Genomic DNA, 21,224 nt, shown 5'->3' with positions numbered 1-21,224 from the left:
CCCGGGCCGCTCAGCGGCAGGCCCAGCACCCCGCCCAGCAGCCGTGGCCCGCGGGCCGCGGGGGCGGGCGGTGGTGTGCGCCCCGGACCGGCCGGGGCGGGGCCTGCTCGGCCCGGCCCGCGAGGCAGGCGACCACGACCGTGATCGCGGCCAGTTCCTCGGGTCCGGCGCTGCCCCGGTGGATCCGGAACAGGCCGGCTATGGAGACGTCGCTTCCCATCGGTACGGCCTCTCGTCGGGAGACCCCCCTGACCCGGTCCACCGGGCCCGTCCGGGCCTGCGGCCCGGGTGCTGACGACGCTACGAGCCCCCCGGCGGCGTGTCGTGCCGGGGGGCCTCGCACGCACCCGTCCGGGCGACGCGCGCGGTGAGGTGCGCTGGTCAGGACGTCAGCGCAGGCCGAGCTTCACCCACTTGGCCGTACTGGGCACCCCGCGCGCGTCGAGCAGGAACAGCATGTAGTAGCCGGGCGGGGCGTCCGCCGCCGTCGGCGGGGTCCGCAGCCCGACGGCGTCGCCGCGCACCCCGGTGACCGGCAGCTCCAGGTGCCGCTGGCTGGTGTTCACGGCGTGGGTGACCGTGGTCGGCGCCAGCAGGACGGCCCGCCGGACGGCGGCCGCGGTGGAGCTGCGCACCTCGAAGGCGGCGCCGTGGGCGAGCTCGCCCCGGGGCACGCGGTCCAGGGCCGGCCGGGTGCCGCCCTTGTGCAGGTAGGCGGGCTCGTAGATCTCGATGCTGCCGTCCATCGCGTCCCGGATGTCGGGGTCGTTGGCGATCTGCTGGAGCTCGTCCCCGGTCACCATCACCCGCCCGTCCGGCATCACCAGGGCGTTGGAGTGGTAGCCGCGGGGGAGCCGCTGGGCCGGACCGAGCCGCCAGTGCCCGGCGGCGTCGCGCAGCTCCGTCTGCCGGTACTTGAGGTCGGCCTTCGGGTTGAAGGGGCCGTACCCGTAGTCGCGGGTGCTCAGCGCCCCGTTGACGGTCAGCAGGGTCGCGTCCGGCAGGATCAGGGTGTCGTCCTGGGTGCGGCCGAAGGCCCGGGGGCGTTCGGTGGTCCACCGGCCGCCCGCGAGCCGGTAGGTGTTGGGGTCGTGGGGGTCCCCGCCGAGCACCAGCACGGAGTCCGGCCCGCGCAGCCCCGCCGGGAGCGGGACGGCGGATCCGTAGCCGCGGAAGTCCGCCGGACGCCGGGGCAGGTCCCGGCGGGTCTCCTCGACCGGGTCGAAGAGCCACTGCTGGTCGGCGTCCCGGCCCAGTCCGTAGACCATGCCGTCGCGCAGCGAGAACAGGTGGGGGTAGTCGTTGCGGAAGGGCGCGTCGGCCCGGAACCGGTCGACCGCGATGTCCAGCGGGATGTCGAACGGACGCCAGGGCACCGGCAGCCCCTTCGCGGGGAAGCGCTCCACCACGGGCGTGGGGGTGCCCGTGCCGCGCTCGGACTGGCCGGACATGATGATCTGGCGGCCGTCGGGGCCGGTGACGGCCGACGGGTACCAGCGGCCCACCGACATGTCCCGGTTGCGGTACCAGTGTTCGGTCCACGGGTCGAAGACGAAGGACAGCTTGGCGCCGCTGCCGCCCTTTCCGCCGGTGTTGCCGCCGAAGACCGCGAGCATCCCGTTGGGCAGGAAGGCGTGTCCGGCGCAGAAGAACGGGGCGGGGCGCGGGGCGTAGGTGCCGTCGGGCATCAGCACGGTGGGCGGCCGGACCTCCTTGAAGGCCCGCGCGCCGGTCCCCTTGGCGGGGTCCCAGAGGAAGGCGCGGCCGGCGTTGGTCCGGCCGGTCCGGTCGGTGGGGCCGGTCTCCTTGGTGGGGTCGGTCTCGACCCGCTCGAAGGAGAAGAGCAGCACCTTGCCGGTCGGCAGCTGGGCCAGGTGCACCCCGAAGTCGGGGGAGGGGAAGAACTCCGCGAACCTCCCCGACTCCGCCGGGCGGAAGGCCTTGTTGGCCCGCTCCTGCGACGCGGTGAGGGCGGCCAGGCTCGCGCTCCGCGTGGTCTGCGGGTACTCGCCGGCCCCCCGGGCCGCGCGGCGCCGCTCCGCGTGGGCCCGGGCGTGCTCCTCGCCGATCAGGGCCGCCTCGCCGGCCGTCACCTCGGCGTCGGTGTCCGCGCGGTCGTGGGCCGGCGCGGCCGCGGCGGCCGGGACCGCCAGGAAGACGGCCGCGGCCAGCGCGGCGGCCAGGGCGGCGGACCGGTGTGCTCGGGACATGCGACTCCTCGGTGTGCGAAGACCGCCGGGACGGGAGGGGCGGGCCGGAGGGGCGGGAGGGACGCCATGCTAGAAGATCAGGTTCATATCACCTCATATGACGCGAAGGGCCTTCCTCGTACGAGTGCCCGCCATGGCCCCGTACGCCCGAATCGGGACAATCGGCGGCAGTGCGCCCGCCCCCGCCCGGGCGCGCGGCTTCGGCCAGGCGGTGCGCCCGGGGCGTCCGCGCACCGGCCGGCGACCGGCACCGCGGCCGCCGCGCGCGCCGTGATCGCGCCAGCCGCGTACGGGTCCGCCCCGCGCGCGGGCGCGTACGAAACATGCCACCGGCACCTGCGCGTCCTGGACGGGCGGATATGCCGCCTTGTTGGGTGATGTGGCGCTTCGGTTCCCAAAGCTCCCTTCGGTGAACCGGGCGCTCCGTCCGCATACCTGAGGAGCATTCATGCGCAAGGTCCGATCCGTCCTGGCCCTCGCCGCCGCGTCGCTGGTGCTGGCCGCAGCCGCCGGCCCGGCCTCCGCCGCGGCCCCCAAGCCGGCCCCGAAGCCCGCGAAGTTCTGCGCCCTGGTCGTCGACACGGGTGAGGGCGGCTGTTTCGCGACCAAGGCGGAGGCGGCCTCGCTCGGTGCCGCGGCCGAGTACAAGGACCTCGGCAAGATATGGAGCGACGCCAACTCGGGCGGCAGCGAGTTCACCTTCCGCGGCAGCGTCGGCTGCAACTGGCGCTACCCCGAGTTCAACGCGCTCTCCAAGTGGGGGTGGAACGACACGGTGAGCTCGGCGCAGGGCATCACCTGCCCGATCACCCTGTGGGAGCACGGCGACTTCCGGGGCGCCCACCAGACCTACTACGGCTACAACGCCTACGTCGGTGACGGGATGAACGACAAGGCCTCGTCCGTGAGCTTCGACATGCGCTGACCGGAACGCCATACAAAAACGCCCCGGGCGAATTGACGTCCGGGGCGCGTTTCCGCGTATATTCGATGTTTCACGCTCTCTATTGCACGAGGGCGTGGCGAAGCTTTACGGGGACATCGTATCGCGCTGGGAGCGAAATTGTCAAACACCGAATTTCAGGGCGAGCAGGAATTCATCACCGAGCTCTACGCGCGCCTCGAAGACCTGCGGGACCAGGCCGAACGGGCGGTCCAGGGCGCCCTGGGAGAGGCCGGCACCGGCCTCCAGGCCCGACTGGAAAGGGACGTCCTGGTCGCCGAGCAGTCCGGCCTGCTTTCCGCCCTGAACTCCGCCGAACACGGTCTGTGTTTCGGCCGGCTGGAGTTCTCCGACGGCCGCGACCACCACATCGGCCGCATCGGGATCAGGCAGGACGACGCCGAACGCACCCCGCTCGTCCTCGACTGGCGCGCCGAAGCCGCCCGGCCCTTCTACCTCGCCACCGGCCACGTCCCGATGGGCCTGCGCCGCCGGCGCCACATCACCACCCAGGGGCGCCGGGTCACCGCCCTGCACGACGAGATCCTCGACCTCGCCGACACCGAGCGCACCGGCTACGAGGGCGCGGACGCCGACGCCGTGCTGCTCGCCGCACTCGACGCCGCCCGCACCGGCCGCATGCACGACATCGTCCGGACCATCCAGGCCGACCAGGACCGCATCATCCGCTCCCCGCACCAGGGCGTCCTCGTCGTGGAGGGCGGCCCCGGCACCGGCAAGACCGCCGTGGCCCTGCACCGCGCCGCCTACCTCCTCTACGCCCAGCGCGAGCTGCTCGCCAAGCGCGGCGTGCTGATCGTCGGCCCCAACCCCGCCTTCCTCGGCTACATCGGCGGGGTGCTGCCCGCCCTCGGCGAGACCGGGGTGCTCCTCGCCTCCCCCGGCGACCTCTACCCGGGCCTGCGGGCCACCGGCACCGACCGCCCCGGCGCCGCCGCCGTCAAGGGCCGCGCGGCCATGGCCGACGTCCTCGCCCGGGTCGTCGCCGACCGGCAGACGCTCCCCGAGGCCGTGCCCGCCGACAGCGGCGAGGACAGCGCGGTCGTCCCCGAACCCGCGCTGGAGATCGCCCACGACGACTACGGCACCCTGCTGCTCGACCGGACCATGGCCCACGCCGCCCGCGACCGGGCCCGCAGCACCGCCCTGCCCCACAACCTGGCCCGCCCCTACTTCGCGTTCGCGGTCATCGACGCACTCACCGAACAGCTCGCCGACCGGCTGGGCGCCGACCCCTACGGCGGCCCCAACCTGCTCGGCCCGGACGACGTCGCCCAGCTCGGCAAGGACATCGCCACCAGCTCCGAGGTCCACGCGGCCATCGACACGCTCTGGCCGGACCTCACCCCCGAGCAGCTCGTATCCGACTTCCTGGCGGACCCCACCCACCTGCCCGCCGAGGACGCCCGGCTGATCCGCCGCACCTCGGGCCAGTGGACCCCGGCCGACGTCCCCCTCCTCGACGAGGCCGCCGAGCTCCTCGGCGTCGACGACACCGCCCGCGAGGCCGCCGCCGCCCGCGACCGGCTGGAGCGCATCGCCTACGCGCAGGGCGTCCTCGACCTCTCCCAGGGCTCGGAGTCCTACGAGTTCGAGGACATGGAGAGCGAGTACCTGGCCGCCCACGACATCATCGACGCCGAGCGGATGGCCGAACGCCACGAGGAGGCCGACCACCGCACCACCGCCGAGCGAGCCGCCGCCGACCGCACCTGGGCCTTCGGCCACGTCATCGTCGACGAGGCGCAGGAGCTGTCCGAGATGGCCTGGCGGCTGCTGATGCGCCGCTGCCCGACCCGCTCCATGACCCTGGTGGGCGACCCCGCGCAGACCGGCGAGGAGGCGGCCTGCGGCTCCTGGAAGCAGATCCTCGACCCCTACGTCGGCGACCGCTGGGAACACGTACGGCTCGGCGTCAACTACCGGACGCCCGCCGAGATCATGGAGCTGGCGGCCGGAGTGCTCCGCGCCCACCGGCCCGGCTTCGAACCGCCCCGCTCCGTGCGCTCCACCGGGGTGCGCCCCTGGGTGCGGGAGGCGGCCGCCCTCCCCGGCGCCGTCGCCGAAGCCGTCCGCGACGGCGCGCCCGCCGAGGGCCGGCTCGCGGTGATCGCCCCGCGCCCCCTGCACCAGGCCCTCGCCGCGGCACTGCCCGGCGTACGGGCGGGGGAGCAGCCGGACCTCACCCGGCCGGTGGTCCTGCTGGACGCCCGCCAGGCCAAGGGGCTGGAGTTCGACACTGTGATCGTGGCCGAGCCCGCGGACCTCGACCCGAGCGACCTCTACGTCGCCCTCACCCGCGCCACCCAGCACCTCGGGGTGGTGCACACCGGCCGCCTCCCCGAAGGGCTGACCGGCTGAGCGGCCGACCGGAGACCCGCGAGGACGGGACCGGCCACGGCCACACGGCGGCACGTGGCCGGATTCGCCCCCCTCCATGGGGCTTTGACCGTCGTAGGGTGATCAGATGCCCCTCGTCGACATCACCTCCAGCGCCCCCGACTTCGACCGCGACCCGCACTCCTTCTACGCGGCCCTGCGCGCCGCCGGGCCGGTCCACCAGGTCAGGGGCCCCGGACCCGAACAGGACGCGTACTGGATCGTCGTCGGGTACGAGGAGGCACGCCAGGCCCTCACCCACCCCGACCTGCTCAAGGACTGGCGCACCTCCGGGCTGTATCCGGACATCGAGCCCAGCGCCGCGAGCTCCAACATGCTCGAGGCCGACCCGCCCCACCACACCCGGCTGCGCCGCCTGGTGGCCCGGGAGTTCACCGCCCGCCGGGTGGAGGCGATGCGCCCCCGCGTCCAGCGGATCACGGACGAGCTGCTGGACGCGATGGCCGCCCGCCCCGGGCGCTCCGCCGACCTGGTCGAGGCCCTCGCCTTCCCGCTCCCCATGACGGTGATCTGCGAGCTCCTCGGCGTCCCCGACCTCGACCGCGAACGCTTCCGCCGCTGGTCCAACGAAATCGTCGCGCCCCGCCCGCAGACCACGAACGAAGAGGCGTTCGCCCAGCTCACCTCCTACCTCACCGACCTCGTCGCCGAGAAGGCCAAGTCCCCGGGCGAGGACCTGCTCAGCGCCCTGATCCGTACCCGCGACGAGGACGGCGACTCGCTCTCCCCCGACGAACTCATCGGAATGGCCTTCCTGCTGCTCGTCGCCGGCCACGAGACCACCGTCAACCTCATCTCCAACGGCGCGAGGGCCCTGTTCGCGCACCCGGACCAGCTGGCCGCCCTCCGCGCCGACTGCGACGGCCTGCTCGGCGGGGCCGTGGAGGAGATGCTCCGCTACGACGGCCCCGTGCAGAACGCCACCTACCGGTACGCCGCCAGGGACGTGGAGCTCGGCGGCGTCCGCATCCCCTCCGGGTCGGTCGTGCTGGCCTCCCTCGCGGGCGCCGGCCGGGACCCGGCCCGCTTCGCCGAACCCGACGTGTTCGACATCCGCCGCGCCCCCGGCGGCCACCTCGCCTTCGGGCACGGGCTGCACTTCTGCCTCGGCGCGCCGCTGGCCCGCATGGAGGGCCGCATCGCCGTCCGCAGCCTGCTGGAACGGTTCCCCGCCCTGGAAGCCGACCCGGCCGGCGGCCCCCTGGAGTGGATCCCCGGCACCCTGATGCACGGCGTGACCCGGCTGCCGGTGCGCTGGTAGCCGGTCCCGCGCTTCCCGCGGAAGGACGGATACCGCCTGTCGGTACGCGTTTTGGCATGGCGCCGGATCCTCAATACGATCCGGCGATGATCACAAGAAAACGACTGGCGGCAGGGGCCTGCGGCCTGTTCGTCGCCTTGACCGCGGGACTCCTCCCGTCGACCGCGGCCGCCGCCGACGGACCGGCCAAGGAGCCGCCGAAGGTCGAGCTCGTGCTCGACGTCAGCGGGTCCATGCGCGCGAACGACATCGACGGCCAGTCCCGCATGGCCGCCGCGAAGCAGGCCTTCAACGAGGTCCTCGACGCGGTACCCGACGAAGTCCGCCTGGGCATAAGGACCCTGGGCGCCACCTACCCCGGCGACGACCGGGCCCTCGGCTGCAAGGACACCAAGCAGCTCTACCCCGTCGGCACGGTGAACCGCACCGAGGCGAAGACCGCCGTGGCCACCCTCGCGCCCACCGGCTGGACACCCATCGGGCCGGCCCTCCAGGCCGCCGCCCAGGACCTGGAGGGCGGCAACGCCACCCGCAGGATCGTCCTCATCACCGACGGCGAGGACACCTGCGCCCCGCTCGACCCCTGCGAGGTGGCCCGCGAGATCGCCGCCAAGGGCATCCACCTCGTCGTGGACACCCTCGGCCTCGTCCCCGACGCCAAGACCCGCGCCCAGCTCACCTGCATCGCGGAGGCCACCGGGGGCACCTACACCTCGGTGACCCACACCGCCGAACTCTCCGGCAGGGTCAGACAGCTCGTCGACCGCGCGGCCGACCCCGTCGCCACCCCCGTCGCCACCGAGGGCGCCAAGCAGTGCGCGAGCGCCCCGCTGCTGAAGGCCGGCCTCTACAGCGACCGCGAGACCTTCGGCGAGCACCGCTGGTACAAGGTCGACGTCCGTCCCGGCCAGGAGCTGCGCGCCTCGGTCAGCATCGGCGCCGACCGCGCCGTCAACAACGACTACGGCGTCCTGCTGCGCGCGACCACCGTCCACGGCCGGGAGATCGTGCGCGGCTCCGAGGCCGGCGACGGCCGCACCGACGTGATCTCCACCGGCCTGCGCTACCCGAAGCCCGAACTCGACGGGGACGACAAGGAGAAGACCGAGACCGTCTGCCTCCAGGTCAGCAACTCCTTCGCCGCCGGCCCGGCCGTCAAGACCACCCCCGGCATGCCCGTAGAGCTCACCATCGACCTCGTCGACGGCCCCGCCGGCGGCTCCGACGCCGCCTCCTTCGGCCTCGGCCGCGGCTGGTGGCTGATCGGCCTGCTGGTGCTGACCGGCCTGCTCGCCGGTCTGGTCTGGGGCTGGATCTCGCGCTGGCGCATCTCCGTCTGGAGGACCAACTGATGCGTACCGTACGCACCCTGACCGCCGCCCTGCTGGCGGGAGCCGCCCTCCTGGCTCCCGCGGCCGCCGCCACCGCGGCCCCGAGCCCCACCCCCACGCCGAGCGCGGGCGCGGGTACCGGCAAGGACGGCAAGGCCCCGACCGAGGCGGGCACGGGCTTCCGCACCGCGGCGCTCTTCAAGCCCGGGCAGAAGGCCACCGCCTCCGGGTCCACCGGCGACTACCTCTACTGGGCCTTCCCCGCCGACACCGGCCAACGGGCCACCGTGAAGGCCTCGGTGACGCTCCCGCCGTCCGCCGCCCGGCACGGCGCGCAGACCTGGCAGCTCGACGTGTACGACGGCCTGCGCCGCCGGCAGCCCTGCACGTACGGCCACCAGAGCGCGGCGGCGGCCAAGGAGACCGCCACCGTGGAGCTGTCCTGCACCCTGCGCACCGTCCGCTCCGGCGCCGAGGCCTGGTCCAACGACCCGCTCCCGGGCACCTACTACGTCCGCCTGACCGTCCTCGGGGCGCACGAGGAGGACCTCGGGCTGCCCGTGAAGGCGCAGGTCGAGGCCGGGACGAAGGAGACGGGCGGGGCCCGGGCCGTGGACGCGGCGCTGGCCGAGCCCCTCGTCCCGGGCATCGCGGGCGCCTCCGGGCCGCAGCGGGAGGCGCGCGCCCCGGAGGGCGGCTGGTCGGCCGGCTGGTGGTCCGACCGCTGGCTGTGGACGGCCGCCGGCGGGATCCTCGGAGCCCTCGCGGGCCTCTACGGCTACTCCCTCACCCGCGGCTCGGGCCGCCCCTCCGGGCCCCGGTCGTGACCGGGTGCCGCCGCGCCCTGCCGGTGCGGCGGCTCCCGCCCCGAATGATCATCCGGCCACGGAGCGTGGGCTATGTTGGAGGGAGAGTGACGTGAGAAGGAGGCCGCCGGTGTCATCGGGGCAGCAGGCACGCGCGCAGGCGGCCGCGATCACGCCCGGCGGGACCCCGCCGGGGCAGGAGAAGCCGCCGGCGGACCGGCTCCTCGCGCTCTTCGACGGCCACCGCCTCTCACCCGGACAGCGGCGGATCGCCCAGTACCTGATCGACCACCTCACCGAGGCGGCCTTCCTCTCCATCACCGAGCTCGCGGAGCGCGTGGGCGTCAGCCAGCCCTCCGTGACCCGCTTCGCCGCCTCCCTCGGGTTCAGCGGGTACCCGGCCCTGCGCGACGTGCTCCAGCCGATCGCCCTGTCGGCCGTCGCCGGCACCCCGGACACCAAGGAGCAGATCCGGCAGAACGAGCTCCAGGCCGCCGTCGACGCCGAGATCGAGAACCTCGAGAACGTGCGGCGGCTGCTGGCGGACACCAACCAGGTCCTGGAGATCGGCCGCGAGCTCGCCCGGTCCGTGCCCCTGACCGTGCTGGGGCTGCGGATCTCGGTCTCCCTGGCGGAGTACTTCGCCTACGCGGCCCGCCGCATCCACCCCGACGTCCGCCTCGTGACCAGGGGCGGCAGCGTGGCCTACGACGCCCTGCTCCAGTGCCGGGCGGCCGGCGGGACCTGGGTGCTGGCCTTCGCCATGCCCCGGCACGCCAACGAGACCCTGGCCGCCCTGCGCGCGGCCCGCAGCACGGGGCTGAAGGTCGTCCTGATCACGGACCCGACCGTCGGCCCGCTGGTGGAGGCGGCCGACGTGGTGCTGACCGCCGGTACCGGTTCCCGGCTGGTGTTCGACTCGTACGCGGCCCCCGGCATGCTCTCCGCCGCCCTGCTCCAGGCGATGGCCGACGCGGACCCCGAGCGCACCCAGGCGCGGCTGGAGCAGTACGAGCAGGTCGCCGACCAGCACGGTTTCTTCCTGTAAGCGCCGGTTTCGCCCGTCGCGCACCCGGTCGTGAACGCCAGATATTCAGAACCCGGGCGTGCATGAAATTTTTCATACCCTTGATTACTCGACGGTATATATGTTTACTGACGGCGGCGCTCCGGATCCCTCAGACGCCAAAGGCGGACGTTTCCCCACGTCCGCCTCGAACGGCCACCCAGTACGCCGAACCTCCTCACGGCGGCACCGGGTGCCGCGTCAAGGCTTGTGGATCCCCCGGAGGGGCGCCCCTGGCGGCCTCGGTCAACCCCTGGACCGAGGCCGCCCCCCACGCAGTCTCTCGATCAGAGTTCCACACCCCTCGGAAGTGACGAGATGCCCCAGACGGCCACCCTCACGCGCAGCCCGGACTGGCCCCTGCAGGTCAAGGCGCCCGGCACGCACGACTGGGAACGCAGCGCCACCCGCTGGCTGCGGGACCTCCTCCCGGCCCGCTACGGGAGCTACCTGACGCTGACCCGTCACCACGCCCTGCTGGCCCGGCACGTGCAGCTCCAGCTCCAGCACGAGATGCGCGCGGTCCGCGTGGCCCTGCACACCAGCCGGGCCGAGCTGCCGACGATGGGCGTCGCCGAGTCGGTCATCGAGAACACGATCAGGATGTACGCCATCGAGCTGGAGCAGCTCGGCCGCCTCTCCCGGGGCGCCCGGCTCGTCTCCGAGGCGCTGCTGCTGGCGGCCGGCCCGGGCCAGCGCAGGCGCTGACCCGGACCCGGACCCGGACCCGGAGCCGGACCCGGAGCCGGACCCGGGGCCGGACCCGGACCCGGAGCCGTCAGGCCTGGCAGAGGCCGCGCGCGTAGTCGTACGTCGCGGTCGCCTGCGAGTACTTCCACTGCGGAGCCAGCAGGGAGTCCTTCAGCTGGTTCGCGGCGGCCGGGCTCTCGACGACGTAGCCGAAGTCCTGGAGCCAGGACGGGTACAGGTTCTTCGAGCCGATGTAGAAGGCCGAGTCGTCCACCGAGACCAGCTTGTGGTGCTGGGCGTACGGCTTCCCGTCCGCCCACGTCGCCTTGTCCGAGGCGCGGAAGGTCGCCAGCTGGAGGTTCTGGCACATCGCGGCCTTCGAGGTGCGCTCGTCGCCGGTGAGGGCCGTGAGGCGGCCGCGCAGCGCGTCGCTCACCTCGTTCAGGGACTTGATCTGCGAGTAGCCGTCGCTGCCGACCGCGCCGCGGTTCGCCGGGTCGCTGACCACGATGCGGACCTTCACGCCGGCCGCGAGCTTCGCGGCGAGCGTGTCGTAGAGCCGGATGTCGTAGCGGGGCAGCGGCGGGCAGGTCGCGTTCAGGTCCTGCTGGGAGATCTCGACGTGGCTGTTCGCACTGGCGACCAGCGCGCGCAGGGCGCTCTCCTCCGGGTTGACCGTGTCGTAGTCCCGGTCGGCGTTGGTGTTGTCGTGCACGCCGATGCCGCACTTGGTGTCGGGGGCCGTCGGCAGGACCGGCTTGAACGCCGACGCCGGGTCGCTCTGGCGGATGCCGACGCCGAGGCCGCCGACCGCGAGGGCGGGGACGTCACCGCCGCCGGCCGGCGCGGCCGGACGGGGCAGGGTGGGCATGCAGCCGGCGTTGTTCGAGGAGGCGAACCAGACGCTGCTCCAGCTGGACTTGTTGCGGCAGGTCCAGTCCCACAGGGTGTCGAGGTAGCGGCCGGCCGAGCCCGCCGCCGGACCGGACAGCGCGAGGTCGACGTCGTTCACCGGGTGGGCGGTGTCGAGGTAGTCGTCCTTCCAGCTGTTGATGCCGCCGGTGATCACCGAACCGCCGTCCACCACCACGAGCTTGGAGTGGTTCCAGGAGAAGCCGGTCTTGGAGGTGGTCATCGAGGCCACGTTGAGGGTGACGTTCGCGGCCGCCGGGCCGAGCCTGGCCACCATCTCGTCGCGGTACGAGGACGGGATCACGTTGGCGTGGTAGATCGGCGCGGCGCCCACCAGGATGCGGACCTGGAGCCGGTTGCCCTTCGCCACGGCCTCCTTGAGGCCGGCCACGACCGCGTCCTGGAAGCCGCCGTTGGGGAACGGGGCCAGGGTGGATATGTCCACGCTCTGCCGGGCCTGGGCGATGTCCTGCCGGGTCTTGTCCAGCAGCCGGCGCGAGCCCGGACGGTCGGTGCAGGACGGGTCGCCCCAGCATCCGGGGGTCTGGAGCAGCCAGTCGGAGCCGCCGGGGGCCGAGGCGCCGAGGCTGTTGCCGGCGGTGCGCTCCCAGACCGAGCCCTCGAGGCCGGGGGAGACCTGGCGCAGGGTCTGCTCGACCGAGTCCAGGTGCGGGGTCGGCGAGGCGGCGAAGGCCGGCGCGGCGGGGAGCAGCGCGAAGGAGAGGGTGAGCGAGAGGGCCGTCGTGCGGACGGTGCGTGCCAATGTGGTTCCTTGGTACTGGGGGGTGGCTCCGGCCGGGCGGCATGGTCGTTCCGGGCCCCGGCCTTGATCAACTCGCGCAAGTTACCAGCCCGTAAGCCCCTGTTCATCCGGGCATGGTCGCCTTCCGGCCACCCTGCGGAACCGTCGGTCGGGCCCCACCGGCCGTTGTCCGGCCACCCCATCCGGCCGCGTGGCCGAAACCAGTCCGCGGAATCGAGGCGTCCGATCGGTGGGCCGCCGTCCCCGGGCCGCCGTCCCCGGGCCGGACCACGACCGGATGCCCGGCCCCCCCGCGCCCCGGCGCCCCGGAACCGGTCCGGGGTGCCGGGGCGCCTGGGCCGCCCGCCGTCAGAGCCAGGCGATCTCGTCCGCGCCGTAGCGGTAGGCGCGGAACACCGAGTTCTGGGCGCCGCGCGAGGACTCCAGGCCCGTGCCCCGGCTGAACGAGCCGAACTCCGGGACCACGAACTCCCAGACCACGTCGCCCTCCGGGGTCACCTCGAAGAGCCGGCCGAAGGAGCCCTCCGCCACGAAGGTGTTCCCGTTCGGCAGGCGCTGCGCGCTGGACATGTACGGGCTGAAGAAGTTCTGCGGCGGGTTGTCCTCGTACGACCACACCTCCGCGCCGCTGACCGGATCCAGCTCCAGCACCCGCGAGTACGGCACCGAGGTGGTGTCGCGGTAGGTCCCGTTGTCGAACACCAGGATGGTGCCGCCGGGCAGTTCGTGCGGGTGGTGCTGCTGCGCCAGCACGTCCGGGCCGATCCGCCAGCGGACCGAGCCGTCCGCGCGGTCCACGGCCACCGTCGTCGAAGCGCTGCGGAAGCCCACCACGATCCCGCCGTCGGCGAGCTCGTTGACCGTGTTGGCCATCGGCCAGTGCTCACGGGCGAAGTGCGGGTTCAGCGGCACCTCCTCGGGGTCCAGGTGCTCGATGGCCGCCCAGCGCCACAGCACCTCGCCGTCCCAGGTCAGCTCGTACACCACGTCCCCGTAGATCACCCCGCCCGGAGCCTCCGAACCGGGGATCCCGCCGCGGATCCGGGCGGCGTCGGCCGCCGACAGCGGCTCCACGCCGGTGATGAGCAGGTTGCCGTTGCGCAGGATCGAGGCGTCGTGGTGGTGGAAGGGGTGCCGGGCCTCGCGCAGCACCGTGGAGTCCGGGGCCAGCTCCTGGAAGATGCCGCCGTGGTAGACGTCCCAGATCGGGAAGAGGGTCGGACCGGAGGTGTCCTTCGCCGCGTAGAAGAGGTTGCCGTTCGGGAGGAGCTGCGCCTGCCGGCCCGGCGGGTGCGGGGAGTTCCAGGTGTGGACCGGCTTGCCCTCGATGTCCACGAGGTGGATCGTGCCGTCGCTGGTGATGGGGGTGTAGAGGGTGTAGCCGCCGTAGCTGCGCGCGGGGTCGTGGGCGCGCAGTCCGGTGCCGCGGCGGCGCAGGGTGTTCTGGTCGACGGTCATGGGTGTCGTACCTGCTTCCTTGTGAAGGGGTCGGGAGTCGAAGGGGCCGGCGGAGCGGTCAGCGCAGGGTGACGGCGGCCGGGTCGGCCGCCGCCAGGGGTGCGGGGCGCAGCCGTTCGCGCAGGGCCTGCTGGTCGGCGGCGCCGGGCAGGTTCTGGGCGGCCTTGGCCCAGGCGGCCTCGTCGGCCAGCTGGGCGAGCAGCTCGGGGGTCAGGCTCGCGCCGTACGTGTAGCGGGGGTGGAAGGCGTCGACGTAGCCGGCCTGGAGCGCGCCCTTGGACTGGGCGACGACGGCGGTCCGCGCGGCCGCCGGATCCGCCGCGGCGGCCCGCTGCGCGCGCAGCACCGTACGCAGCACGGCGGTGGCCGCGGCGTCGTCGGCGGAGGGGCCCGAGACGAGCAGGGTGCGGGCGGTGTAGCCGGAGAAGGGGACCTCGGCGTAGCGGTCGGCGAGGGCGGTGCGGGCGGCGTCGTAGAAGCTGGGGAAGGTGAGCCCGGCGTCGATGTCGCCGCGGGTGAGTGCCGCCGCGACCTGGTTCGGGGCCAGGTTGACCACGGTGACGTCGGCCGGGGTCAGCCGCTCCGAGGCGAGCATCCGGCTCAGGGCGTACTCGACGTTGGTGCCCTGCGGGACCCCGACCTTGCGCCCCTTGAGCGCGGCGAAACCGGTGATCCCGCGGTCGGTACGGGTCAGCAGCCGCCAGTCGGAGAACCGCGAGAGGTCGGCCACGATCCGCACGTCCCGCCCGCCGAGCGCGGCCGTCACCGCGGGAAGGTCGCCGACGACGCCGAACTGCGCCTGGCCGCCGAGGACGGCGTTGAGCGCGTCCCGCCCGGTGGACAGGGTGGTCACGGTGGCGTCGAGCCCCTCCTCGGCCCAGAGCCCCCGCTCCTGCGCGAGGTACACGGGCGCGCCGCCGAGCTGGTCACTGCCGGCCACGGTCACGGCCCGCCGCCCGCTCCCCTCCGGGGACTGCGCGCAGGCGGTGGCGAGCAGGGACAGCAGGGCGGCGAACAGCACGGCGGCTACCGCGCGGGGTCTGCTTCGGGGACGGCTCATGGGACTCGGTCCTTTCCGGGACGGGGGGTGTGGGGTGGGGATCGGGGTCGCGCGGGTCGGGGCCCGGCCCAGCGGGGTCGGGGGTGTGCGGGTCGGGGCCCGGCCCAGCGGGTCGGGGCCCGGCCTGGGGGCGGGCGGTCGTGCGGGCCGGGCGTTGCCCGACGGGTCGGGTGCCGGTCGGGCGGGCGGGGCGTTGCCCACCGGGGCGGGGTCGTGCGGGCCGGGCGCCGGTTCCGCTCATGCCGAGGAGGGCGTCCGCCCATCCGGGCGGGGGCGGGGCGGGTTCCGGTTCCCTGCGGGCCAAGGTGCCCGTGGGGTTCCGCGCGCGGACCCGGGGAGCGTCGCGCGGGGCGGACCGGGCGGGCCCGGGTGCGGGCTTCGGGGTGGGGGGGCGGGTCAGGGGGTGGTCAGGTGGCGGGCTATCAGGGCGCGGAGGTCCGGGTCCGGGGGGGCCGGGGGAACGGGGTGGTCCGCCAGGACCCGGCCCGGGGAGGCGCCCAGCACCACCACCCGCCCGGCCAGGGCGAGCGCTTCGTCGATGTCGTGCGTCACGAACAGCACCGTGGTCCCGCTGCGCCGCCACAGCTCCCGCAGCAGGTCCTGCATCCGGCCCCGGGTCAGCGCGTCCAGCGCCCCGAACGGCTCGTCCATCAGCAGCACCTCCGGTTCCGCCGCCAGCGCCCGGGCCAGGGCGACGCGCTGCTGCATCCCGCCCGACAGCTGGGCCGGGTACTTGTGCGCCCCGTCCGCCAGGCCGACCTCCGCGAGCGCGGCCAGCGCCCGTTCGCGGCGCTCCCGGCGCGGCAGCCCGAGCCGTTTCAGCGCGAACTCGACGTTGCCCCGGGCCGTGCGCCACGGGAACAGCGCGTAGTGCTGGAAGACCACCCCCCGCTCGGGGCCCGGCCCCTCCACCGGCACGGACCCCGCCGTCACCCGGCCCGACGCGGGGCGGACGAAGCCGGCCACCGTGTTCAGCACCGTGGACTTGCCGCAGCCGCTGGGCCCCAGCAGCGCCGTGAACGACCCCGCCGGGAACACCAGGTCCGTCCGCTCCAGCACGGGCGCCGCGCCGTAGCCCACCGTCAGCCCCTCCAGGCGTACCTCGAGGCTCATGACGCGCTCCAGTGCACGAAGCGGCGTCCGACGGCGGCCAGGACGAGGTCCGCCGCCACGCCCAGCAGCCCGAGCACGAGCAGCCCCGCGAACATCCGGTCCACCCGCAGGAACTGGCCGTCCACCTGGAGCCGGTAGGCCAGCCCGCTGTCCGCGCCGCCCAGTTCGGCGGCGACCAGCGCCAGCAGCGCCACCGAGGCCCCGTAGCGCAACGCGGCCAGCAGCGCCGGCGCGGCTGCCGGGAGCAGCACCTCGGTGAACCGCCGGTGCAGCGGCGCCCCCAGCGAACGGGCCGCCCGCAGGTGCGAGACCGGCACCCGCGAGACCCCGTCGTGCACGTACAGCCAGACCGCGAGGAGCACGGCGTACGCGATCAGCAACCGCTTGGCGCTCTCGCCGATCCCGAACCAGGCCGTCGCCAGCGGTACGAGCGCGATGGCCGGGATCGGCCGGAGGAAGGAGACCACCGGAGTGACGGCCGCCGACAGCCTCGGCAGGTACCCGGTGGCGAACCCGAGCGCGCCGCCCACGACCGCGCCCAGCGCGAAGCCCTGCCCCGCGCGGGCCAGGCTCGCGCCCAGGTCAGAGGCCAGCACCCCGCTGCGGGCGCTGTCCGCCAGCGCCGCGAGGGTGTCGGCCGGAGTGGGCAGCAGCCCCGGGGCCACCGCGCCCGACCAGGCGAGCAGGGACCAGAGCCCGAGCACGGCGGCGGCCGCGCCGGCCGGCGGGCCGAACCGGCCGAGGGCCCGGGCCGTGGGGGAGGGGGTGGGGTGCACGCGAGCACTCCTCATCTGCTGTCCGGCCGTCGCCGGCCTGGCGTTCATAAGTGAGGTCAATAATTGACGAAGCTTATGAACAGCGTGTTGCAGCAGTACGAAACCTCCCGGGCCCACCCGGCCGCCGGAAACCCATGGGGTACGTTCACCAGCGTGTCCCGCCCCGAACCCACCCCCGAAGCCATAGACGTCGGCCGCGCGATCCGCGAGTGCCGCACGGCACGCCGCGTCTCCATGGCCGTACTGGCCGCCCGCTCGGGCCTCTCGCAGCCCTTCCTCAGCCAGCTCGAACGCGGACTGGCCACGCCCAGCCTCAGCTCGATCTACCGGATCGCCGAGGCCCTCGACGTGGCCCCCGGGACGTTCCTGCGGCCGCCGGGCCGGCCCGGCGTGGTCAGCCACGAGAGCGACCCCCAGGTCATCCGCGTCAGCGAGGCCGCCGGGCAGGTGGCACAGGTGCTCATCCCGGGCGGGCGCAGCGCGCTGATGGAGGCCTACGAGCACCACTTCGAGCCGGGCCAGGGCGAGCGCGGCTGGTTCGAGCACCCCGGTGAGGACTTCCTCTACGTCCTGGAGGGGTCGGTCGTCCTCGAAGTGCGGGGCGAGGAGCCCCTGTTGCTGACCGCCGGCCAGAGCGCCCACCACCGGGGCGACCTGCCGCACCGCTGCGTGCTGGCCGACGGGGGCACGGCGGCCGCCCGCACCCTGCTCGTCATCGCGAACCCGTAACGCGCCTACGGGGGCGCGGCGTAGCAGCGTACGGGGACCACCCGGCCGGGTCCCCACCGCTGCTCGACGGTCGCCAGCAGGCTCCAGCCGAGCCGCTCGTACAGCGCGGCGGCGGCGGTGTCGGAGGCCACCACGTCGAGCACCGGGTGCAGTCCGAGCTCCCGTGACAGGCGCGCGGCCCGTGCCATCAGCAGGGCGCCGATCCCGTGCCCGCGCGCACCGGGCGCGACGAAGAGGCGGCTGACGACGGCGGTGTCCCGCGCGGGCAGCCCCGTCCGCCGGCTCCACAGCTCCGGCGCCGAGTCGCCCGGCCCGCCGCGGCACAGGCCGACGTGGCCGGCCAGGCGGCCGTCCCGCTCCGCGACCCAGCTGCCGAGCAGCGCGGGCGGCGACAGCCACTCCCGGGGCCGGTCGGGCCAGTCCACGGGGTAGCCGTCGCCGTGGTGGACCTCGGCGAGCGCGCGCACGCACGCGTCGAGGTCCTCTGCTTCGCGGGGCCGGACGTCCATCCGGTCATGCAAGCACAGCGGGACCCGCCTCAGGACAGGCGGGTCAGCCTGGCGCCGAAAGAGGGCTCGACGAGGTCGGCACCCACGGCGACGGGCACGCTCTTCGCGCCGTCCCCCTCACCCACGGTCAGCACGCCGGCCTGCGTCCCGGCCTTGGCCTCGTGCGGGAGGGGCTTCGCGCCCGCCCCGAGGGAGAGCCGCAGCCGCTGCCCCGGCACGCCGATCACGGTGAGGTCCTTCGTGGCCACGAGCGGGGTCTGGCCGCCGAGCCCGTCGGACACGTGGCCCACCAGCTGCCCCTTGCGGATGACGGTGGCCGGGGCGAGGGCCTTGCGGACCGCCTCGATGACCTTGCGGCTGTTCTCCTTCACCAGCTCCAGGCTGTTCGCGCCGTCGGGGTCGGGGCCGTCCACGTGCTGGTCCATCATCGTGCCGAGGATCAGCGGGGTCTCGCCGCCGACCGTCCTGTACGCGGCCCACGACAGGGTGCCGCCCGCCGGGGTGCTCGATCCGGTCTTGATGCCGTTGATGTTCAGGCCGGCGAGGAGCAGGCTGCCGTTGTTGTTGATGAGCGGCTTGGACAGCCCCTCGACCGGGGCGCTGGGCAGCACCACCACCGTGCGGAACGCGTCGTCCTTCATCACGGCCTCGGCGAGCTTCAGCTGGTCGACGGCGGTGCTGACGGTGCCGGCGTCCAGGCCGCTGGGGTCCGTGTACGTGGTGTCCGTCATGCCGAGTTCCTTCGCCGCGGCGTTCATCTTCGCGACGAACGCGGCCTCGTCGCCGCCGGTGTCCCAGCGGGCCAGCAGGCGGGCGATGTTGTTGCCGGACGGGATCATCAGCATCTTGATCATGTCCAGCTCGCTGAACCTCTGCCCGGCGGTGAGCCCCTCGATCCGGGACTCGCTCCCGGCGTTGCCCTCGGCCACCGCCTTGGCGTCGACCTCGATCTTGGGGCCCGGCTCGTTCTTGCGCAGGGGGTGGCCCTTGAGGACCACGTACGCCGTCATGATCTTCGCCACGCTGGCCGTCGGCACCGGCTTCTGCTCGCCGAAGGTGCCGATGGTGCCGGAGCCGGGGATGCGCACGGCCGCCTGGCCCTTGGCCGGCCAGGGGATGGACGTCGAGCCATCGATGGTGTGCGAGGTCTGCGCGGCGACGAGCTGCGGGGCGGGGAGCGGGCGCAGCATCTGGGCCCCCGCGACGGCGGCGCCGAGCAGCAGCACGATCGGCGTCCACACCTTGACGCGCCGCGTGAGGGTGCGGCGCGGGGTCTCCGGCGGGGGAGCGGTGTTGGTCAGCTCGGCCAGCAGTTCCAGCGGCGGCAGCGGGGCCTCGCGGGTGGGCTCCAGTACCGCCGGCGCCGGGCGGTGCGCGGGCTGTTGCCGGGGCTGGGGCCGCGACGGCCTGAGGGCGTCGGGGTCCCGGAGCGCGACGAACTCGCTGGTCCGCTCGGGGTCGTGCGGTCGCGCTGCCGCGCCCCCGCCGGAGGCCGGCCCCCGCCCGGCACCGCCCCTGACCGCGGGGGCGTCTTCCCCGACCTTCGCCTCCGCCACCGAGGGGCGGGGGCTGCCGTCCGCGGGCTCCTCGGGGCCGTCGCCCTTCGCCCACGACGGCCGCGGGCGGCCCGACGCCCCCGCCGCACCCCCGCCGCGCGTCCCGCTCCGGTCAAGGCTTCCCCGCGCCCCGGACCGGTTGCCGTCGGTTGTCGGCTCGGCTGCGGTGCCGGACTGCGAGCGCGGCTCGGTCCGGTCGGGGGTTTCCCGGGCCCCGGGCCGGTTGCCGGCCGGCTCGGGCCCGGTGGGGGTGTCGGCTTCCGCGTCCGGGACGGGACCCGCCGGGGCGCCGCCCGTTCCCGCGGGGGCTCCCTGCCCGCCTCGGGCGGCGTCCGAGTCCGTCGACGCGCCCCCGTCGGAGGCGTGGCCGGTTCGCTGCTCGGCGGGGGTGCCGGTCCCGGACTCCGCGTCGGCGTCCGCGCGCTTGCGCGACGGGGCGTCCCCGCCCCCGGCCCGGTCACCGGGAATCGCCTCCCGCCCGGCGGGGGAGGCGTCCTCCGCCCCGGCGGTGCCCTCCCGCTGAGCCGGGGCGTCCGTTGCCGAGGCCCGTGCGGCGGGGACGTCGTCCTCGGATTCCGCGTCGGTGTCGGCCACCTGGCCGGCTCCGGCCGGGGTACCGGCGGGTCCCCGCGCACCGGGGGTGTCGTTCGCGGGCTCGGACGCCTCGCGCCGGACGGCGACGTCGTCGGACCCCCGCCCCGCACGGGCGTCGTCCTCCGACTCGGCGTCAGCGCCGCTCCTCCCGTGCCCGGGCAGGGCGCCGGCGGGGGCCGCCTTCTGCCCGGCGCCGGTCAAGGCGCTGGTCTCACGCCTGGTCAGGGTGCGGGTAGGCGTGTCGGTCTCCGCCCCCGGTGCGCTGTCCCGCGGCCCACGGCCCGACACGGTATCGGCGTGCTCCTGGGTGGTGTCCCCGGGCCCCCGCCCGGCCGGGCCGTCGGTCGGTTCCGGGGTGGCGCTCTCGCGCCCGCGCCTGGCCGGGCCGTCGGTCGGCTCCGGGGCAGTGTCCTGCAGCCCGCGCCCGGTTGGGGCGTTGGCCGGCTCCGGGCCGGTGTCCTGCGGCCCGCGCCCGGCCGGGGCGTCGGCCGGCTCCGGCCCGTTGTCCTGCTGTTCGCGCCCGGCCGGGGCATGGGTCGGTGCCAGGGCACTGTCCTGCGGGCCGCGCCCGGCCGGGGCGTCGGTCGGCTCCTGGGTGGTGTTCTCGGGTTCGCGCCCGGTGGGGTCGTCGGTCGGCTCCGGGCCGGTGTCCTGCGGGCCGCGCCCGGCCGGGGTGATGGTCGGTGCCGGGGCACTGTCCTGCCGACCGCGCCCGGACAGGGCATGGGTCGGCTCCGGGGTGGTGTCCTGCGGTTCGCGCCCGGGCAGGGCAGCGGTGGGGGGCTTTGGGGTGGGGTCGGGCAGGGGAGCGCCCGAACCCGGTTCACCCTCCTGCGGGCTCCGCCCGCCCCGCGCACCGTTCGACACCGTTTCCGCCTTCATCCACGCCCCACCTTGCTGTTCACACCCGGCTGCACCGGTTCTCGCCGTCACGTCCGCGCGGCCGTCACCGGCCCGCCGATCACCTAGATGCCCGCCCCGGCCTCCGCGTTCCCGCCCCGGCGGGCTGTGACGGTTCGGTCATAC

The 21,224-nt window shown here is 74.7% G+C and carries 17 protein-coding genes; 8 read left to right on the top strand and 9 right to left on the bottom strand.

The window, feature by feature from the left end; genetic code table 11:
- Positions 1–10 precede the first annotated feature (10 nt).
- Complete coding sequence (locus tag D1J60_RS03245; protein WP_125820053.1) at positions 11–220, bottom strand: acyl-CoA carboxylase subunit epsilon; 210 nt, start codon at positions 218–220, stop codon at positions 11–13.
- A gap of 169 nt (positions 221–389) precedes the next feature.
- Complete coding sequence (locus tag D1J60_RS03240; protein WP_125820052.1) at positions 390–2,210, bottom strand: glyoxal oxidase; 1,821 nt, start codon at positions 2,208–2,210, stop codon at positions 390–392.
- Between the two features lie 448 nt (positions 2,211–2,658).
- On the opposite strand from D1J60_RS03240, the gene D1J60_RS37125 reads away from it, so the two are divergent.
- From D1J60_RS37125 to D1J60_RS03205, 7 genes are all read left to right on the top strand, one after another.
- Positions 2,659–3,135: a hypothetical protein gene (locus tag D1J60_RS37125; RefSeq protein ID WP_125603940.1), complete on the top strand. Its 477-nt coding sequence runs from the start codon at positions 2,659–2,661 to the stop codon at positions 3,133–3,135.
- 138 nt (positions 3,136–3,273) lie between these two features.
- Positions 3,274–5,535: an ATP-binding domain-containing protein gene (locus D1J60_RS03230; protein ID WP_125820051.1), complete on the top strand. Its 2,262-nt coding sequence runs from the start codon at positions 3,274–3,276 to the stop codon at positions 5,533–5,535.
- A gap of 106 nt (positions 5,536–5,641) precedes the next feature.
- Positions 5,642–6,835, top strand: a complete 1,194-nt coding sequence (locus D1J60_RS03225; RefSeq protein WP_125820050.1) for a cytochrome P450 — start codon at positions 5,642–5,644, stop codon at positions 6,833–6,835.
- An 86-nt stretch (positions 6,836–6,921) separates the two neighbouring features.
- A complete protein-coding gene (locus D1J60_RS03220) occupies positions 6,922–8,187 on the top strand; it encodes a VWA domain-containing protein (protein ID WP_125603937.1) in 1,266 nt (421 codons plus the stop codon).
- Positions 8,187–8,993, top strand: coding sequence for a hypothetical protein (locus tag D1J60_RS03215; protein ID WP_206436469.1), 807 nt, complete (start codon positions 8,187–8,189; stop codon positions 8,991–8,993). Before D1J60_RS03220 ends, D1J60_RS03215 begins: the two co-directional genes overlap by 1 nt.
- 109 nt (positions 8,994–9,102) lie before the next feature.
- Positions 9,103–10,020, top strand: coding sequence for a MurR/RpiR family transcriptional regulator (locus tag D1J60_RS03210; protein ID WP_125820049.1), 918 nt, complete (start codon positions 9,103–9,105; stop codon positions 10,018–10,020).
- 336 nt (positions 10,021–10,356) lie between these two features.
- A complete protein-coding gene (locus tag D1J60_RS03205) occupies positions 10,357–10,746 on the top strand; it encodes a hypothetical protein (RefSeq protein ID WP_125603770.1) in 390 nt (129 codons plus the stop codon).
- Positions 10,747–10,816: 70 nt separating this feature from the next.
- On the opposite strand, the gene D1J60_RS03195 is transcribed toward D1J60_RS03205, so the two are convergent.
- The 5 genes from D1J60_RS03195 to D1J60_RS03175 all read right to left on the bottom strand — a co-directional run bounded on the left by D1J60_RS03195 (position 10,817) and on the right by D1J60_RS03175 (position 16,810).
- Positions 10,817–12,403 (bottom strand): phospholipase D-like domain-containing protein, encoded by a 1,587-nt coding sequence (locus tag D1J60_RS03195; RefSeq protein WP_125820048.1) that lies wholly within the window; start codon positions 12,401–12,403, stop codon positions 10,817–10,819.
- A 348-nt stretch (positions 12,404–12,751) separates the two neighbouring features.
- Positions 12,752–13,861: an aryl-sulfate sulfotransferase gene (locus D1J60_RS03190; protein ID WP_125820047.1), complete on the bottom strand. Its 1,110-nt coding sequence runs from the start codon at positions 13,859–13,861 to the stop codon at positions 12,752–12,754.
- A gap of 58 nt (positions 13,862–13,919) precedes the next feature.
- Complete coding sequence (locus D1J60_RS03185; RefSeq protein WP_125820046.1) at positions 13,920–14,921, bottom strand: NrtA/SsuA/CpmA family ABC transporter substrate-binding protein; 1,002 nt, start codon at positions 14,919–14,921, stop codon at positions 13,920–13,922.
- A gap of 396 nt (positions 14,922–15,317) precedes the next feature.
- Positions 15,318–16,034, bottom strand: a complete 717-nt coding sequence (locus tag D1J60_RS03180; RefSeq protein ID WP_125820045.1) for an ATP-binding cassette domain-containing protein — start codon at positions 16,032–16,034, stop codon at positions 15,318–15,320.
- Positions 16,031–16,810, bottom strand: coding sequence for an ABC transporter permease subunit (locus tag D1J60_RS03175; RefSeq protein WP_125601607.1), 780 nt, complete (start codon positions 16,808–16,810; stop codon positions 16,031–16,033). The genes D1J60_RS03180 and D1J60_RS03175 overlap by 4 nt, the downstream gene beginning before the upstream one ends.
- A 153-nt stretch (positions 16,811–16,963) precedes the next feature.
- On the opposite strand from D1J60_RS03175, the gene D1J60_RS03170 reads away from it, so the two are divergent.
- On the top strand, positions 16,964–17,539 hold the full coding sequence (locus tag D1J60_RS03170) for an XRE family transcriptional regulator (protein WP_125601610.1): 576 nt from the start codon (positions 16,964–16,966) through the stop codon (positions 17,537–17,539).
- Positions 17,540–17,544: 5 nt separating this feature from the next.
- Here the strand turns inward: D1J60_RS03170 and D1J60_RS03165 are convergent, their stop codons facing one another.
- Together D1J60_RS03165 and D1J60_RS37885 are read right to left on the bottom strand one after the other, a co-directional pair.
- Positions 17,545–18,048 (bottom strand): GNAT family N-acetyltransferase, encoded by a 504-nt coding sequence (locus tag D1J60_RS03165; protein WP_125820044.1) that lies wholly within the window; start codon positions 18,046–18,048, stop codon positions 17,545–17,547.
- Positions 18,049–18,077: 29 nt separating this feature from the next.
- Positions 18,078–21,080, bottom strand: coding sequence for a serine hydrolase (locus tag D1J60_RS37885; protein WP_241253116.1), 3,003 nt, complete (start codon positions 21,078–21,080; stop codon positions 18,078–18,080).
- Positions 21,081–21,224: the final 144 nt, after the last annotated feature.

This window comes from Streptomyces sp. W1SF4 (assembly GCF_003950035.1).
GTDB classification, from domain to species: domain Bacteria; phylum Actinomycetota; class Actinomycetes; order Streptomycetales; family Streptomycetaceae; genus Streptomyces; species Streptomyces racemochromogenes.
Note: the sequence above shows the minus strand (reverse complement) of the source record. Positions and strands in the feature narration are given on the sequence as shown.